Below are 18,740 nucleotides of genomic sequence, written 5' to 3' on the forward strand. Positions count from 1 at the left end.
TTTTTTATCTGAAAAACCTTGTAAAATATGATATAATGATGAGAATAAAGGACAAGGGGAACACGATGAATGACATTGATTTAACTCTACCCGTTGCGCAGGTGGTGGAGAATCATCCAGAGCTGCTCGATATTCTAGTAGAACTGGGTTTTAACCCCCTAGCAAATCCTATCATGCGTCATACAGTCGGACGGAGAGTGTCCATCAAGCAAGGCGCAAAATTGAATGGGTTGGATCTAGGTGTGATTCAACAGACCTTGGAATACAATGGTTACAAAGTGCTAGGAGGAGAAGAATGAGCGATGAACGCATTCTTGTTTTGAGAGATATTTTGCTGGATTTGCACAATGGAGCCAGTCCAGAATCCGTTCAGGCTCGGTTTGATGAGACTTTTTCAGGGGTTTCTGCTTTGGAAATTTCTCTCATGGAACACGAATTGATGAGTTCGGATACAGGGATTACCTTCGAAGATGTCATGGAACTCTGTGATGTGCATGCTAATCTGTTCAAGAATGCTATTCAGGGTGTGGATGCCGACGACATGGATCATCCGGGGCACCCAGTCCGTATCTTTAAAGATGAAAATCTTGCTCTACGAGCAGCCATTATCCGAGTCCGTAGGCTGTTGGAGAATTACGAAACAGCAGACGACAATGCCACTCGGCTTGAATTAGCCAAGGGCTTAAAACGGCAGATGGGCTTGCTGGGGCAGTTTAGCCGTCATTATCGCAGAAAGGAAGAGCTCTTTTTCCCTATCATGGAACGATATGGTCATGATGTTCCGCCTAAGGTCATGTGGGGTGTGGATGACCAGATTCGAGACTTGTTCCAAGTAGCAGAAGCTTCTATTTCAGCCTTGACTGAAAATGTCGAACAGGCTAAGACAGACTTTGAAAGCTTTGTGACAGAGTTTGAAGCCATGATTTTCAAGGAAGAATCCATCTTACTGATGATTTTACTGGAGACCTTCTCTCAGGATGACTGGCTGCTGATTGCTTCAGAAAGTGAACATTTTGGCTACGCTATTATCCGTCCGTCAGAGGTTTGGAAGCCATATCGCCAAGATTTCACAAGAAAAGATGTAGGTTGTGAGACAGAGGACACTTCTATTGAAACCACTAGTTTGGCAGAAACACATGTGATTGATACGCAGGAAGGACAGTTCACGATTACCTTTACACCCAAGGTAGAGCAGGCCGTCAATCGGACGACGCCTCAACCATTTGGCAATGGCTATTTGTCTGTGGAAGAAGCCAATCTCATTTTGAATCATTTGCCGATGGAAATTACCTTTGTGAATAAAGACGATATATTCCAATACTACAACGATAGCGTGCCGACTGAGGAAATGATGTTTAAGCGAACGCCTTCGCAGGTGGGACGAAATGTGGAACTCTGTCACCCGCCTAAGTTGCTACCAAAGGTAAAACGGATTTTTGCAGCTCTGCGTTCAGGGGAAAAGGACAAGTTTGAGATGTGGTTCAACTCAGAATCTCGTGGTCAATTTGTCCATGTGACCTATGCGGCGGTGCGAGACCTTGCAGGAAACTTCCAAGGTGTGTTAGAATATGTGCAGGATATCGCTCCATATCGGGCAATCGACACAGATACTTACAGGGAGATAGACTAGGTGACTTACGAACAAGAATTTTTAAAAGAGTTTGCAGCTTGGATTGAAACGCAGGTGATGATTAACCAGATGGCGATGGACGAAAGCCGCCGTGTTCTTGAAGAAGACAAGGATGAGCGAGCGGCTGACGCCTATATTCGTTATGAAAGTAAATTGGATGCCTATCAATTTATCCAAGGAAAATTTGAAAATTATAAGGCAGGCAAGGGATTTCATGATTTACCAGACGGTTTGTTTGGACAAAAACATTATTAAAATAAAAACCACAAAAAGGAGAAAAAAATGGCAAATAAAAAAGTAAATCGTAAAAAACAATTGAGAAAACAATTTGCAGCAATGAAAAAAGCTGGTAAAGCATTTGGTGAAACTGTAGCAGAAACAGCACAAACTGTTGCGCATCAAACAGCTGAAAGAGCTCACGAAATGGTTGAGGCAGTAAAAGAAAAGGTAGAAGAGGGCAAAGAAGCCGTCCAAAAGGCAACCCAAAAAGCTGAGGCAAGTCTGGAAGACTTAACAGAAGAGTTAACGGGATTGGCAGAGGCGCGCATCGAGACATTCTACTCAGCAGGCATTCGCACAGCAAAAGATTTTGCAAAATGGACGGAAAAAGAACTCTTAGAACTCAAGGGAATCGGTCCTGCAACTATCAAGCAACTAAAAGAATTGGGTGTGACGTTTAAAAAATAACCTCAATCCAGTTGCCTTGCGGTTAGAAATCTGTTAAAATAAGTACATTCAGAGGTGTTTTGAAGACGAGTTGTCACAGAAAGCGGTGTTGCTGAGAAATCCGCACAACTATCAAAACTGGTTGCTGAAAGTGAAAATAGAATAAACAAAGTTGCGGGTATCTTACCCGAAATTGGGTGGTACCGCGGAAATCGTAAACGAATTTCGTCCCTGTCAGTATTGACAGGGGCGTTTTTTTATCATAGTGGAGGAGGTCTCAATGAAAGAATTCAAAGAACGGATAACAGAACGCTTGTATTTGAGACCCGTTCGCTTAATGGATGCGGAAACCATGTATGACTACGGACATCGTCCAGAAGTGGCGCGTCTAGCTGGTTTCCCAGTGAATCAATCTGCTGAAGAGTGCCAACAGTTTATCCAGATGGATTTGAATAAAACGGATGAGGCAGTTCTACAACGGATTTATGCGATTTGTCTGAAGGGTCAGGACAGGCTGATGGGGACAGTTAGTTTTGCCAAAGAAATCAAACCAGATATTCTGGAGATTGGCTATGTCTTGCATCCAGATTTGTGGGGACAAGGCCTGATGCCAGAGGCGGCTGGTTCATTAGTGGACTTCGGTTTTACAGAGTTAGAACTTCACAAAATTGAAATTGCGGTCTATGATCACAATTCTCAAAGTCAGCGTGTGGCGGAGAAATTAGGTTTTCAACTGGAAGCTAGATTACGCAAGCGGAAAAAGATTGATGGATACTATCGAGATAAATTGATCTTTGGATTATTGCGAGAAGAATGGGAGGAACAACATGGAAGCATTTAACACAAACAAACTCGTTTGGACACGTGAGCCCAAATCTTATCAGATTTCTGAACAGGAAATTACGATTGAAACCCTGCCTCATACCGACCTTTGGCAGCGAACTTATTATCATTTTCGCAATGACAATGCGCCTGTCCTGCAGATGACAACAGAGGAGCAGTATTTCTCTTTTGTGGTCAAGACGACCTTTGATAGTCACCATCGCTTCGACCAATGTGGTGTGGTGGTCTATCTGGATAGCGACAACTGGATTAAGGGCTCCATTGAATATGAAAATGAAGCCTTTCAGCATCTAGGTAGTGTCGTGACCAATCAGGGCTATTCAGATTGGGCGACGGTAGAAATTCCAGCCGAAACCAACAGCATGTGGTACCGCCTCAGTCGTCGCGGTCAAGATTTCCGAATTGAAAATTCAACAGACGGTGTGACCTTCAAGCAAATGCGAATTGCCCACTTGGCAAAAGCAACCGATGAGATTTCCTTTGGGCTTTACGCTTGTAGCCCAGAGGATTCCTCTTTCAAGGCAACTTTTACTAATTTTGAATTGCAAGAGTGTCAATGGCAAGCCCATGATGGGCAAGCGCCTGATGAGGAGATGAATTGAAGCAAAAATTTGATACTACAAAATTTTATTATGGTTTTCCAATTTATATTTTAGGCTACAAGGATGAAAAGTTTGGTTATAACATCACAACGTCTAGCTCTTCCTACAGTTTAGGTGAGATGCTGGTAATGGGGATGTTTAAGGGAAGTAATGCGGTCGAGCAAATCCAACGTTATCAATCTTTCACATTGAATATACCAACTGAGGAACAAGCTTTCTTGATGGAACGCGCAGGTTTTCTAACACGCAGAGACAAACTTAGTTTACTTAATGTGAATTATAGTATGGCAGAGACAATTGATGCTCCGTTGTTGGATGATTGTCCTGTGTCCTTAGAGTGTGTTGTGGAAGCCGTTCAAGAATTTGACAATTATGTCAATTTCACCGCCCGCATTGTCAACCGTTGGGTCGATGCTAGTCTGTTAGACGAGAAGGGGCATTTCAAGTCAGAAGCCTTCTATCCTATAGAATATATGGGAGATGGTAAAGCACGGATTTACCGCTATTTGGATGAGGAAAAGTCTGAAAAATTAGGGCAGTATAGTAAGAAGGGGAGAAAATATCATGATAAGAATCTTAGGAAAAATTGAGAATAATATCTTGCCAGATGTTGAAACTGACCGTCTTTACTTACGCCAACGGACAGTGGCAGATGCAGCAGATGTATTTGAGTACGCCAAGTTGGCTGAGGTTTCCTATCCTGCGGGATTTCCGCCCGTCGCAACCTTGGAAGATGAGATTTATTATATTGAAAATATCTTGCCAAAGCGTTCTCAGGAACACAATATCCCTTCCGGCTATGGCATTACTCTAAAGGGTGAAGATAAGGTTATTGGCTCTATTGATTTTAATCATCGTCATGCCGATGATGTGCTGGAGATAGGCTATCTCCTCCACCCTGATTACTGGAATCAAGGAATTGTAACCGAGGCTGCTCAGGCCCTACTGGAAATTGGTTTTACACTTCTCAATCTCCATAAGATTGAAATCGGCTGTTACGACTATAACATTGGCAGTCGCCGCGTTGCAGAAAAACTCGGTTTCACCCTCGAGGCCACCATCCGTGACCGCAAAGACGCCCAAGGCAATCGCTGTGCAGATTTACGGTATGGATTGCTGAAGAGTGAGTGGGAGGCTCGGTTATGAATATCGTTTTAATTGGAGCTCAAGCGTCTGGAAAAATGACAATTGGGCAAGAACTTGAAAAACAATCTGATTTAGTCCTTTTTCATAATCATGAATCCATTGATTTTGTCACAAAATTTATACCGATGTCAACTGAGGCTAGAGAACTAATCAATACGATTCGAGTGGAATTTTTCAAAACCTTTGCCAAAACAAATCAACAGATGATTTTTACAGTTGTTATTGATTTCAATGATCCTGATGATATTGCCTTTTTAGAAGAAATCCAATCTATTTTTCAGCAATGGGATAGGGAGGTTTTATTTGTTGAATTAGAAACGGATTTGCAAGAACGTTTAAGACGTAATAAAACAGAAAATCGTCTCTATCATAAACCTATAAAGCGCCATATAGAGTGGTCTGAAAAAGATATTTTAGAGACAGCGACTTTTGCTAACTTTAATCCAGAAAAATCACCAGAAAGCCTGAGACGGTATGTTAAAGTTAATAATACCGAGCTTTCTCCTCAGGAAACAGCGCAGCTTATTTTACAAAACATAAAAGAAATACAAGAAAATTAGGAAGGACATCATATGTCAAAAGAACTATCACCAAAATACAATCCAGCCGAGGTTGAGGCTGGGCGTTATCAAACTTGGTTAGACCAAGATGTTTTCAAGCCGTCAGGCGACAAAAAGGCCAAGCCTTATTCTATCGTGATTCCACCGCCAAATGTTACTGGTAAGTTGCACCTTGGCCACGCTTGGGACACGACCCTTCAAGATATCATTATCCGTCAAAAACGTATGCAGGGCTTCGATACCTTGTGGTTGCCAGGTATGGACCACGCAGGAATTGCAACACAGGCTAAGGTTGAAGAGCGCCTTCGTGAGCAGGGCATCACGCGCTACGATCTCGGTCGTGAAAAATTCCTAGACAAAGTTTGGGAATGGAAGGACGAGTATGCGACCACTATCAAGGAGCAGTGGGGCAAGATGGGGCTTTCTGTGGACTACTCACGCGAGCGTTTCACCCTTGATGAAGGCCTGTCAAAAGCCGTGCGCAAGGTCTTTGTGGACCTCTATAAAAAAGGCTGGATCTACCGCGGTGAGTTCATCATCAACTGGGACCCAGCAGCCCGTACAGCCCTTTCAGACATCGAGGTTATCCACAAGGATGTTGAGGGTGCCTTCTACCACATGAATTATCTGTTGGAAGATGGCTCGCGCGCCCTTCAAGTAGCAACAACGCGACCAGAAACCATGTTTGGAGACGTTGCAGTTGCCGTAAATCCAGAAGATCCTCGTTACAAGGATTTGATTGGTAAAAACGTGGTTCTTCCAATCGTGAATAAGCTCATCCCAATCGTTGCCGACGAGCATGCCGATCCAGAATTCGGAACAGGGGTGGTGAAAATCACACCTGCCCATGACCCTAACGACTTTGAGGTCGGCCAACGTCATGATCTTCCACAAGTTAACGTGATGAACGCAGACGGTACCATGAACGAATTAGCTGGTGAATTTGCCGGTATGGATCGCTTTGAAGCTCGTAAAGCCGTTGTAGCTAAGTTGGAAGAAATCGGAGCTCTCGTTGAAATCGAAAAACGTGTCCACTCAGTTGGTCACTCAGAACGTACAGGTGTGGTGGTTGAACCTCGCTTATCAACACAGTGGTTCGTGAAGATGGATCAATTGGCGAAGAATGCCATTGCCAACCAAGACACAGAGGACAAAGTAGAATTTTATCCACCACGGTTCAACGATACATTCCTTCAATGGATGGAAAATGTCCATGACTGGGTAATCTCTCGTCAGCTTTGGTGGGGTCACCAAATCCCTGCCTGGTACAATGAAGCAGGTGAGATGTACGTCGGTGAGGAAGCTCCAGAAGGTGACGGTTGGAAACAGGACGAAGACGTCCTTGACACATGGTTCAGCTCTGCCCTTTGGCCATTCTCAACTATGGGCTGGCCTGATTCGGAGTCAGAAGACTTCCAGCGTTATTATCCAAACTCCACATTGGTAACAGGTTATGATATTATTCCTTTCTGGGTATCTCGTATGATTTTCCAAGGAATTGAGTTTACTGGTAAGAGCCCGTTTAAGAATGCTCTTATCCACGGACTTATCCGTGACGAAGAAGGGCGCAAGATGTCTAAATCACTTGGAAATGGTATTGACCCAATGGATGTTATTGAGAAATATGGTACAGATAGCTTACGTTGGTTCTTGTCTAACGGCTCTGCCCCAGGACAGGATGTCCGTTTCTCATACGAAAAAATGGATGCCTCATGGAACTTCATTAACAAAATCTGGAACATTTCGCGCTATATCCTTATGAATAATGAGGGCTTGACGCTGGCAGATGCGACCGCAAATGTGGCGAAAGTGGCGAGCGGTGAAGTTGGAAACGTGACGGATAAATGGATCCTCCACAACCTCAATGAGACCATCGGTAAGGTGACAGAAAACTTTGACAAGTTTGAGTTTGGTGTAGCTGGTCATATCCTCTACAACTTCATCTGGGAAGAGTTTGCCAACTGGTACGTGGAGCTGACCAAGGAAGTCCTCTACAGCGACAACGAAGACGAGAAGGTCATCACCCGCTCTGTCCTCCTCTACACGCTGGATAAGATTCTCCGCCTTCTTCACCCAATCATGCCGTTCGTGACGGAAGAAATCTTTGGCCAATACGCTGAAGGTTCTATCGTGACAGCGGACTACCCAAGGATTGATGCGGCTTTTGACAATGAAGCTGCGCACAAGGGCGTGGAAAGCTTGAAAGATTTGATTCGTACCGTGCGAAATGCACGTGCGGAAGTGAATGTTGCCCCAAGCAAACCAATCACAATCCTTGTGAAAACAAGCGACAGCGACTTGGAAGCCTTCTTCAACAGCAATGTTAACTACATCAAACGCTTCACAAACCCAGAAACGCTTGAAATCTCATCAAGTATTGCGAACCCAGAACTTGCCATGTCAGCCGTTATCACAGGTGCTGAAATCTTCCTCCCACTCGCAGACCTACTCAACGTGGAAGAAGAACTCGAACGTCTCAACAAAGAACTCGCTAAATGGCAAAAAGAACTCGACATGGTCGGCAAAAAACTCAGCAACGAACGCTTCGTCGCCAACGCCAAACCAGAAGTCGTCGAAAAAGAAAAAGCCAAACAAACCGACTACCAAGCTAAGTATGATGCGACAGTGGAGCGTATTAAAGAGATGGAGAGGCTTGTCTAGTGGTCAAAAATCACTTGAAGCTTCGTCAACTCACCTTGCCGTACTCAAGTACTGTCTGCTGTTTCGTTTCTTAGCCTCAAGATGATTTTACCCACACTAGAACATTCCTAGTAAAGACAAATGCCCAGCCTAAAAGGCTGGGTTTTGTGGTATAATTGTTTTCAAAAGTATGTAGTTCTGAAAGAGAAGGGATTTTTATCTATGTTATTGAAAATGATTTTACTATTAGCTGTTTCGACAACGTTTTCTTTTCTCCTATATTTTATTCCCCATTCCCTAAAAAACTATTTTCAAAAAAGGAAATCAATTGTGATAAAGAATGTAAATAATATTTTTGATGGAGGAATTGGGAGTCTTCCCAGAACAAATTTTGAAAAACTTCTTTTGAAATGCAATGGATTGTCGAATAAGGTGTATGATATTTATGAGTTATATTGGCAGAATAATTTACACCATATAATTAAAATAATTATAATTTGCTATTATTTTTCATCTGTTTTAATTCAAAAATCGTTTAACATTAAGTTTATCAATCTTGTCTCATTATCTTTCCTAGATATTTTTTCTTTCATTGTTGGAATACTGGGAATGTACGGTATTTACATAGGTTTTTTACAATATGTTACGGAGAGTAATGAACAAGGGAAATATCTGGGTAAAAATAAAACAAGCTATTTATTGAAAGATTTTTTCTGGTATCGTTTTAGCCAAAGCAATGGTTTTATATTTTCATTATTTGTTATGATAATTATTCCAATTGTTATAAAGTTATCTTTGCCAATTGATGAAGTAAATTTATATTTAGTTTATCTATGGCAGAGTTCAATATTTTTATTGTTAATTGCTTTTATATTTCTTCTGAAAATGAGTCTGTTTTTGATTAGTATTATGTCAACAATACATTCTGGTTCAGATTATAATTTGCGAAGTATTATACGTGAAAGAATCAAAAAAGGATACATTCAAAAATTTTGGATAGAATTTAAAAAAGAATTGCGTAGTGCAAAGTTTAGCAAGAAAGAGAGGAAGTATAAATTTACCAAACGATTATCTTTTAAAATGAAATTCCTTTGGGGTCATTATAACATGAAGCAACGATTACTTCATGATGAATTAGAACCTAATTTTTTATATAAATGGCTGAGATATGACACAAATAACTTATCGGAAGTAGAGAAACAAGAATATATAGAATTAGTATTTTCTGGAATACAAAAGGATGTGCACGATAAAATAGATGATAATGATAGATTGGTAATAGATAATCTTGTAGATTTTCATCGATTTTATAGATCTTTTGTAGAAACAAAATGGAAATTATTTGTACAAGCTAATGATGAATTTAGATTTGCAACAAAGCAGCCAGATAAGTTAGATATAGTAATATCATTTGAGTCATGGTATATTTTATTAAGTTATGAAATCAAAATATTTAATTTATTGCTTGAAAAATCAAATAAGAAAGAACTGTGGAATGACTATTATATAAAGAAAAGTACAATATATCGAGGGGTTGGTATTAAAAATCAATATCATTGGAAATACTCTGAAAAAACAGTAGAAAAATTTTTATGGAAAATGATTTTAAAACATCCTGATCTAGATGTTCAAAAAGTTTATGGTGATTTAATAGATTCAATTGAATACCTGATGAGTAGAAATAATTTTAATAAAATAACCTTTGCTAAAAATGGAAAAACTAGGGTGCTGAATCTACCAAAATATCGGTATAATAATCTTGAAAAGAGGGATATTGTACGAAATATAAAAAGTTATGAAAGATACAGTAATTATAAATTTTATGAGAAACATTTCGAGAACTTTAAATGGTATCAGTTTTGGAAGCAAGAAGCTCAAACACTGAAAAATATTGACTACAGTAAAAAAAATTTACATCAATCGGAACTAGCATTTAAGACATATTCAAAAATATTATTTGATTCATTAGGGCATTCTCGTGCAAAGCTTAATCACAGCCAAAAAAATCGTATTTTAAGCATGAATGAAGAATACCGATTAGCCTATATGCTACATCAACTTTTCTACACAGATCATACTCAATGGAACAATAATCTTGAGTTTTATGATACTGAGATTAGGAAGATAATGAATGATGATAGACAGTATCATGACTATCTATTTAATCAAACGAAGAGAATTATCTTGAGTACAAATATTAGCCATAGGATTACTAAAGAATTTTTAGATAAGCTTTGGCAGACAAGGTTTGATAAAATTGAAAATTTTTCTTGGTTTGATCAGTTTGGAACAAGGCATCAGATGTCAGATCTTAAAATCCTCTATGTTCAAGAGTTATTGTCTAGTAAAGATTATTCCTATGCAAAAAGTAGATTTAGCTTTGAGAGAGAATTTCCTCTGAGAGTAAGTAGCTTACTTCTTAGGAAAATACAAAAAAGTGAGAAAAAAGAGCTAACCGCTACAGATTTGAAATGGATCCTTCAACGTAGAAAAGAAAGATTAAGCTATTTTTGTAGAGCTTATTTATTATTAGCAGATCGATTACCAACTGTTTTTACTAAAGAATCTTCCTCGTATAAACAAAATGAGTTACAAGTATCAGTTGAGTATCTTTTACATAGTAATAAAATTAATTTATCCAAAGTTATCGAAAATGTATCTATAACAAGTTTATTGCGTTTAGAATGGATTTTAAAATGGAATTATTATCATTATATTAGGGAATCAAATTACACTAGCAGAACATTCTTTGATGAGATGAGTTATAATAGTCGATATCATTTGTCTGGTGGAAATGGGATATTAGAATTTTACATTTTAAAACTTATTGATAATTTTTATCATGATTTGTATCAAGATAAGGAGTTTGTTGATGGTTTTACATATCAATTAGAATCACAATTGAACTCACTGAATATGAGAGTGGAGGAATATGTTGAATTAATCTCTGATAAGGTTTCAGAAGTCCAAAGTATTTCCATTTTACAAAAAGAACAAATAATTTCTAAGTTGCATGATATTCTATTTAGACAAGATGATAAGATTAGAACAAAAAGAAAACGGTACCGTTATAGATAAATATTTGAACATCTGATTGTTTGATATAATTAAGTAGGATCAAGTCTAGTAGCGTAGCTAGGCTTGGTTTTTGTTATAATATTGGTAAATGGTTTACGAGAAAGGGGGTAACTATGCCTTACGAATCTGGAGGAAGAGCAGACAAACTAGGTAATCGATATGAATTTAATTGGATTGTGTTAAAACTTATCGATATCATTGCTGAAAAAATAGAAGCGATAAAAATTGAACCTATAGGAGAAGAAGAGCAAGGTGTAGATGTCTGGATAAGATATAAAGATGGGCATAAAGAGGCGCAACAGTGTAAAGGACGAAATGGAAGTAAAGAGTACTGGGATTTATCTGATTTAAATCAAAAAGGTATTCTAAGGAGTTGGAAAGAACATTTAGAAAGAGAACCGCAAATAAAAGTTTCACTAGTCAGTCCTCTTACATTTACCAATCTTTCTGATTTGATTTATAGGGCTAAAACTAATGATAATACTCAGTCTTTTATTGATTATCAGATTAAGACCTCTTCTAGCATTAAAAGGATGTTTGAGAGTTATGTTAAATATTTTGGACTTTCTATTGAAAAAGATATCTCTAAAATAATTAATTTTTTGAGTAGAACAATCATTAGACAAGAACCCTATCCCGAGAATGAGGAATTTATAAAAGATAAGATTGGACAATATTTTGTTGGCGATACGGTCGGTATAAAATCTAAATTTATCGATTTTATTTTAGGTGGTGAAAACTATGGGAGATGGATCACATTTAAAGAATTAGAGTTATTTATACAAAAAGAAAACATTGAATTACGAAATTTAGCGCGTGATTCTCGAGTAATGCTAAGGATAAAAGTTTTGAATGCTGAGTATCACTATCGTTTTAAGACATTAAGCTCTGGTATAAAAATTCGTACAGAACTTGAATCGTGTATAAACTATATCCAAGATGGGAAATCGATTATTGTTCATGGAAAAGCTGGAAATGGTAAAAGTGGATTAACACAGAATATTATTGATTGGTGTGATAAAAATAATATTTTACACTTAGATTTAAAACTCGATAGCCATATTCCAGCTCACTCGTCCCAGAGATGGGGAGAAGAGTTGGGATTTCCAGCAAGTATAAGTTATTGCTTAGATGCCTTTTCTAAAGAGGATCATAGTGTTTTAATTTTAGATCAATTAGATGCGTTGAGATGGACTGCTAGAAATTCTAAAAATTCTATTTCTACTTGTTTAGAGTTAATAAAAGAAATACAGAATATTAATCTGGAACGAAGCAAGAAGATTTCAATTGTTTTTATTTGTAGAACTTATGATTTAGAAAATGATAGTGGAATAAAATCACTTTTTGAAAAACAGAATGATGATGTTGAATTTTGGCATCGAATTGAAGTGAATGAGTTTTCAGAGGATGAAGTTCAAAACATTTTAGGAAATAAATACCTAACTTATCCGAGGAAGACAAAAGAGTTACTAAGAACTCCTAGTAATCTTTACATTTGGGAAAAAATTAGTGATGAAACAGAATATTATCAAATAACCAGTACCTATAATTTGGTGGATAAATGGTGGAGGGATTTATCAGAAGATTGTCAAGATGCAAATATCAGTGAGGAGGAACTGAATAGTCTAAAGGCAACACTTGTAAAACAATTTACTGATACAGGTGAGATTGTATTTAGTAAAAGAAGAATTATTGGAAAAGAGAGAGCCCTAAGGTATCTGATTAGTCAAGGTATGTTGATGGAAAGTACACAGAAGATTTCTTTCGTCCACCAATCCTTTTTGGACTGTTTTGTTGCTGAACAAATGATTAATGATTATTATTCTGGCTATGATATAGATAAAATCCTTGGTGAAAAATCACAACAAAATCCTACAAGACGGTATCAATTTCAAATTTTTTTACAATCCTTGCTGGATGAATCGGAAGAAGATTTTTTGAAATTTGGAGATGGATTGATCAATAGTGATAAGATTAGATTTAATTTTAAATATGTTTTTTTTGAACTTCTTAGAAGTATACATAAACCCTCTGATAAAGTATTGAAATATCTAGGAAGTTTAATTCAAGGAACAAAATTTAGAAATCATTTATGTTCGACGGTTGTTAGTGGGCATCCAGTCTATGTTAATTTTTTAGTCAAAGAAGGAATTTTACCAAATTGGATTGATGAAAATAAAACTTTTGTTATTAATTTGTTGAGTAGTATTTCACCAAATTATACAAAGAATTGTGTTGAATTTATGTCTCAAGCCATTACGAATTCCGATACTAAAAATGAGTGGAGAGGTTGTTTTTATAGCGATTATCATAATGATTCAGAAGAGTTTTTTCGATTACGCTTATATTATTGGCGTAATTGCGTGAATCAGTTAGATTGGTTTGGAGATTTTTATAAAAACATTAACAGTTATACGATTGAAATGCTAGTGTTAATTCTTGACCAGTATCAAGGAGAGGATGAAACAGATAGATTTTATAGTGAATCTAAAGAGTTTGATGAAGTGTCAAAAGAATATATAGAGCATAATTATACTCATATTGTCAATTGTCTGTTACCATTTGCTGTAAAATTTTCAAAGATAAATGCTCCAAAATATAATTTTGCACTGTTAGAAAGAGATGAAGTGCAGCAGTTTTATATTAATGTGCTTCATGAAGCTAATAAAGATTTTGCGCACAAAGAACCTGAAAAATTCTTTAAGTGTTATGAAGACTATATGGGAACAGGGGATTGTTTTTATAATGAAATTGTTTTGGATGCACTTTACTTCCTTCCTAATAACTATGCGGATAAATGTGTAGAGTATCTATTGACTGATTTTAATAAAACTTTATTCGAGAAATCAGAAGGCTATGAAAGAAAGATGGTTTTAGCTAAACGATTGATAAGCAAAGTATCAACTAATTGTTCCTTGGAACTGTACAAGAAATTAGAATATAACATTATACACTATCAATCACCGGATTATGTACGCAGGTTGAAATCTCGTATTGATACCAATAAAGAACAGAAAGGCTATAGAGTTTATTGGCCGTTTTGGGGCGAACTTCAATATAGATTACTATCTGTTTTACCTGAAGATAGAATGAGTAGCCATGCTACTGAATTATTGAAAGTTTTAGAACGATCTAATCATTTCAATAATTCGTTTTATGAGTCACATTGTGGAAGTGTAGTATCTCCATTGAATGGAAAGGTAATCTCTTATAAAGCATGGGAAAGGATTCTTCTTAATAAAAAAGATAAGGGACGGAGTATTTGGGATGACAAACAAAAGTATTTTATTAGCTCATCTCCTGCAGAATTATCTAGAAATTTTAGAAATGTAGTTTCTCAAGAACCTTATATTTATATACCTTTATTTTTAAAGTTATCATCTAATAATGAAATTAATCGTTATTATCAGGATGCTTTGTTGGGAGGGATTGCAGATTTAGAAGAAATTTCTTTGGATATTTTAACGGATATTGAATCTACACTATTAAATTGTGTAGATGAGAATAGCTGGGAAAATCTTTATCATTTCTTCCAAATTATAGAAAAACATCCTAATATAGGATGGTCTATAAAAATTTTAGAGAAATTAGATAGCTATTTGAAAAAAATAGATTTAGACAACATGGATAGGTTTCATGAAATAAAAACAATGGAAGACTATAGAAACCAGTCATACTCAACCCTAAGGGGACACGGAATCCATGCTTTAGATAAACTCCTAACTTCTTTACCAGAATCTCTTGGATATTTTAGAGAGACAATTCGTCTACTTGTCATCGATAAAAAGGAATATGTAAGATTTAATGCTATTTTTCTTATTGCAACTATTTTGGAATTAGATAGAGAATTTGCTATAGATCTGTTTGAATTGGTTTTTGATGAGAATGAGAAGATGTTAGCGCACTGGCACAGTTATTATATTTTTTATAGACTTTATGATGATAAGAGAGAAAAAATTCATGGCTTATTACAATTGGGGTTTAATTCTAAAGATAAATTACTTATAAAGCAATCTTCCTCCTTGATTACAGAAATATACCTAAACAAAGGTGATATGGAAATGGAGGTTTATAGCGGAAGTGGATATCATTCAGAAATCATTTGTCAGATGGCAATTAATTATTTTAAGAGGACAGATTGTAAAGAAAAATCTAAGAAAATTTTATTTCATTATTTGTCAGATGATAGCATGGATCATGAGAAGATTTTTCCACAATTGTTTAGGGATAATCTGCTAGACATAGATGAAGATAAAGAACTAATAACTCTCTTACTAACTTCGAGATATAAACGAAAATTATATTATTATTTCTTAAAATTTTTAGAAAAACAAGTAATTATTTCAGACTATAAGGAAATTATTTTTGAAACGATTCCTAGTGTTTTGTCTAAAGATAATGAACTAGAAAGTGTTCGCTACTATGATAGATTAATGGAGGAACTTCTTGTAAGATTATTACTAAATCTCTATGATGAACATAAGGGTGATCATATTGCAGAACAATGTCTAGATATCATTGATCAAATGTTTGAGGAAGGATTTGCTAATTCACGATTATTAGTCGAAGAATTAATGCAGAAATAGTGTCTTGTTAACGCTCTTTCATCATATAAGACTAATAGATCTTTACATCCCTCTTAATATATTGGATAATAGTTCTATCAACTAGATAGGACTATTTTTTTATGGGAACAGCTTTTGAGGCTCAGTTGTTGGAGTCGATGCAGTTTGGGTTTATTGATCGGGTGCGGTTTCGGGATGTGACTTATGCGCCCAAGATTTTAATTAATAACGCTGAGGAGAAGCGGTTTGTCTTAACTGATTTGCAGGAGGAATTGGTTAAGTGTCAGGCCTTCTATTTTTCAGTGGCTTTTGTGACCCAATCAGGAATTTCCATGATTAAGGCTCAATTATCGGATTTGGCCTTGCGTGGTGTGCGTGGGAAGATTTTGATTTCTCCTTATCTTGGTTTTAATGACCCTCTAGCTATGTATGATTTGTTGCGCTTGCCAAATGTCGAGGTGAGAATTTCTCCAGAAGTTCTACAATTGCATTCCAAGTATTATCTCTTTGAACAAGAGACCAAGCAGGTCTTGATTGCGGGTTCGTCGAATTTGACAGCGACTGCTTTGAAGCAAAATTATGAGTGGAACATTAAGCTTAACTCAACAGACAATGGTGATTTGCTCTATCGAACTAAGCAAGAGTTTGACCGTGTTTGGGCACTGTCTTCTCCTTTATCTGCAGAAATCATTGAATCCTACAAGAGAAGGCGCAAGCCACAGATTCAGATTTCATTAATCGAGGATGAGGAGACACCGACTTACCAGGTTGGACAAGTTGAGCCCAACAAAATGCAAGAGGAAGCTCTGGCTGGTTTACAGAATGTGCGTGAGAACGGTGCTCAAAAAGCCCTGGTGATTTCTGCGACAGGGACGGGCAAAACCTACTTGTCTGCTTTCGACGTCCGGCAAGTCAATCCGGAGCGGGTTCTCTTTATTGTCCACCGTGAACAGATTTTGAGTAAATCCTTGGAGAGTTTTCAACGTGTTCTTGGTTTTACTGATGACGAAGCCTGTCTCTATAAGTCGGGAGTCGATCTTTCAGGAAAGAAATATATTTTTGCCACCATTCAAACCTTGTCACGTGAGGAACATTTGCAGCGGTTTGCGCCAGATTTCTTCAATTACATTTTAATTGATGAGGTGCATAAGGCTGGTGCGGAATCTTATAAGAAGGTGATGAATTATTTTGCTCCAGACTTTTTGCTGGGGATGACGGCAACCCCGGAGCGTACTGATGGCCAAAATATTTATGAGCTCTTTGATTACAATATCGCCTATGAGATTCGCTTACAGGATGCCATGGATGCGGATTTGTTGTGTCCTTTCCATTATTTTGGAGTGACGGATATTACTGTTGATGGTAAGCTCATCGGTGAAGATGTGGATTTTTCCAATTTGGTTTCTGCTGAGCGAGTGAATCATATTGTCGATAAAATTCGTTACTATGGACATAGTGGTGAGTCTGTTCGTGGCCTCATGTTTTGTTCGAGTAAAAATGAAGCTAAGGAACTCGCTATTCTTCTTAATCAGAGAGGTTTTCGTACACAAGCTCTGACAGGCGATGATAATCAGGCTGTACGGGAAGAAGCCATTAACAAATTGGAACGAGGTCAGCTTGATTACTTGCTCACAGTGGACATCTTCAATGAAGGAATTGATATTCCAAGTGTTAATCAAGTGGTTATGCTTCGGAATACGGAATCAAGCATTATTTTTGTGCAACAACTGGGGCGTGGTCTACGTAAGCATAATTCAAAAGAGTATGTGACGATTATTGATTTTATTGGAAATTATCGCAATAACTATTTGATTCCAGTAGCTTTATTTGGCGACCAGTCCATGAACAAGGATAATTACCGTCGTGAAGTTCGTGAAGCGAATTTGATCAGTGGTTTGACGACCATCAATTTTGAAGAGGTTGCCCGCAAACAGATTTTTGAGTCTATTACGAACACTAGTCTATCTAGCATGAAAATTTTACGAGACAGTTATGTGGACTTGCAGAATAAATTAGGCCGTCAGCCATTTTTGAAAGATTTTGTGACCTATAATGGCATTGATCCATTGACGTTCTTTGACAATAATGCTTTCAAAGATTATGCGGATGTAGTCAGCAAGTTTGGTGAAAATGTTGTTCATTTTGAAGAGGTTTCTAAAAACTTTTTATCCTTTGTGACCTTTGAATGCTTGAGTGGCAAACGCAAGCATGAACTTGTCTTGTTGCAGTTGCTCCTTGAAAATGATGGCGAGATTTCATTTGATACCTATTTTGAAACCTTGATTGCCAATGACTTGGATATTTCAAGTGACGTGTTTGACTCTGTGGAAGGAGTGCTGAATCTATCTTTCCTGAAAGCGCAAGAGCAAAAACGTTTTGGTACAGAACCATTAATAAGCAAAGAGAATGATGTTTATTTACTGAATAAGCGCGTGTTGGAAGAATTGAAAACCAATCAAGAATATTTTGCATTCTTTAGAGATGTGATTGAGACTGGTTTGTTGAAATCTAAAGATTATCCACAGGTGTTTACACTCGGTCAGAAGTATTCACGTCGTGAAGTACTCAAATTGTTAAATGTCAAACGGGATGAACCACCGCTCAATATTGGTGGATACAAGATTGATAAGGATACAAACTCTTGTCCAATTTTTGTTACTTATCATAAAAGTGAAGATATTAGTGATACCATCAAGTATGAAGATGAGCTTCTCAATGAATCAACGTTGAGATGGTTCTCTAAAAATAAGCGAACTCTAGAATCTCCAGACGTGAAACAAATTATTGGTTCATACGAAAATGGTTTGCGTTTAGAATTATTCGTCATTAAAGATGATGCTGAAGATGGAGATTTCTATTATTTAGGACCTCTGGATTATATGGAAGATAGTGCAGAGGAGATGGAGAGAGCAGGTGAAAGTGTCGTGAGTATGCTTTTTACGCTCAAAAATCCTGTCAAAACTGATTTGTTCCACTATTTAACGACAAAATAAAAATGAGGTTCTTTTGA

The 18,740-nt window shown here is 37.2% G+C and carries 12 protein-coding genes and 2 pseudogenes; all 14 read left to right on the forward strand.

From position 1 onward, the window contains the following. Positions 1-65 precede the first annotated feature (65 nt). The 14 genes and pseudogenes from A3I9_RS0103055 to A3I9_RS0103115 all read left to right on the forward strand — a co-directional run bounded on the left by A3I9_RS0103055 (position 66) and on the right by A3I9_RS0103115 (position 18,723). Positions 66-299 carry a DUF1858 domain-containing protein gene (locus A3I9_RS0103055; RefSeq protein ID WP_042361601.1) on the forward strand — a complete coding sequence of 78 codons (234 nt, stop codon included), beginning with the start codon at positions 66-68 and terminating at the stop codon, positions 297-299. Then, positions 296-1,070, forward strand: a pseudogene (locus tag A3I9_RS13850) (DUF438 domain-containing protein); the annotation flags it as partial. The gene A3I9_RS0103055 and the pseudogene A3I9_RS13850, both read left to right, overlap by 4 nt. Before the next feature lie 65 nt (positions 1,071-1,135). Further along, positions 1,136-1,630, forward strand: a pseudogene (locus tag A3I9_RS13855) (PAS domain-containing protein); the annotation flags it as partial. Then, complete coding sequence (locus A3I9_RS0103065; protein WP_018377615.1) at positions 1,631-1,885, forward strand: DUF1912 family protein; 255 nt, start codon at positions 1,631-1,633, stop codon at positions 1,883-1,885. A gap of 27 nt (positions 1,886-1,912) precedes the next feature. Continuing rightward, on the forward strand, positions 1,913-2,317 hold the full coding sequence (locus A3I9_RS0103070; protein WP_018377616.1) for a helix-hairpin-helix domain-containing protein: 405 nt from the start codon (positions 1,913-1,915) through the stop codon (positions 2,315-2,317). A gap of 259 nt (positions 2,318-2,576) precedes the next feature. Further along, positions 2,577-3,137, forward strand: coding sequence for a GNAT family N-acetyltransferase (locus tag A3I9_RS0103075; protein ID WP_018377617.1), 561 nt, complete (start codon positions 2,577-2,579; stop codon positions 3,135-3,137). Beyond that, the gene (locus A3I9_RS0103080) at positions 3,124-3,741 is read left to right on the forward strand and encodes a DUF1349 domain-containing protein (RefSeq protein ID WP_018377618.1); all 618 of its coding nucleotides are present in this window, start codon (positions 3,124-3,126) and stop codon (positions 3,739-3,741) included. The genes A3I9_RS0103075 and A3I9_RS0103080 overlap by 14 nt, the downstream gene beginning before the upstream one ends. Continuing rightward, the gene (locus A3I9_RS0103085) at positions 3,738-4,331 is read left to right on the forward strand and encodes a flavin reductase family protein (RefSeq protein ID WP_018377619.1); all 594 of its coding nucleotides are present in this window, start codon (positions 3,738-3,740) and stop codon (positions 4,329-4,331) included. The genes A3I9_RS0103080 and A3I9_RS0103085 overlap by 4 nt, the downstream gene beginning before the upstream one ends. Then, complete coding sequence (locus tag A3I9_RS0103090; RefSeq protein ID WP_018377620.1) at positions 4,306-4,887, forward strand: GNAT family N-acetyltransferase; 582 nt, start codon at positions 4,306-4,308, stop codon at positions 4,885-4,887. The genes A3I9_RS0103085 and A3I9_RS0103090 overlap by 26 nt, the downstream gene beginning before the upstream one ends. Continuing rightward, positions 4,884-5,447: a shikimate kinase gene (locus A3I9_RS0103095; RefSeq protein WP_018377621.1), complete on the forward strand. Its 564-nt coding sequence runs from the start codon at positions 4,884-4,886 to the stop codon at positions 5,445-5,447. The genes A3I9_RS0103090 and A3I9_RS0103095 overlap by 4 nt, the downstream gene beginning before the upstream one ends. Before the next feature lie 12 nt (positions 5,448-5,459). Then, entirely contained in the window at positions 5,460-8,108 is a 2,649-nt protein-coding gene (locus A3I9_RS0103100) for a valine--tRNA ligase (protein ID WP_018377622.1), read from the forward strand. A gap of 201 nt (positions 8,109-8,309) precedes the next feature. Next, positions 8,310-11,165: a hypothetical protein gene (locus tag A3I9_RS13690; protein ID WP_018377623.1), complete on the forward strand. Its 2,856-nt coding sequence runs from the start codon at positions 8,310-8,312 to the stop codon at positions 11,163-11,165. 113 nt (positions 11,166-11,278) lie between these two features. Further along, positions 11,279-15,751 carry a HEAT/ARM repeat-containing protein gene (locus tag A3I9_RS0103110; RefSeq protein WP_018377624.1) on the forward strand — a complete coding sequence of 1,491 codons (4,473 nt, stop codon included), beginning with the start codon at positions 11,279-11,281 and terminating at the stop codon, positions 15,749-15,751. 101 nt (positions 15,752-15,852) lie between these two features. Continuing rightward, positions 15,853-18,723 (forward strand): DUF3427 domain-containing protein, encoded by a 2,871-nt coding sequence (locus tag A3I9_RS0103115; protein ID WP_018377625.1) that lies wholly within the window; start codon positions 15,853-15,855, stop codon positions 18,721-18,723. Positions 18,724-18,740: the final 17 nt, after the last annotated feature.

The organism is Streptococcus ovis DSM 16829, from assembly GCF_000380125.1.
Classification (GTDB): domain Bacteria; phylum Bacillota; class Bacilli; order Lactobacillales; family Streptococcaceae; genus Streptococcus; species Streptococcus ovis.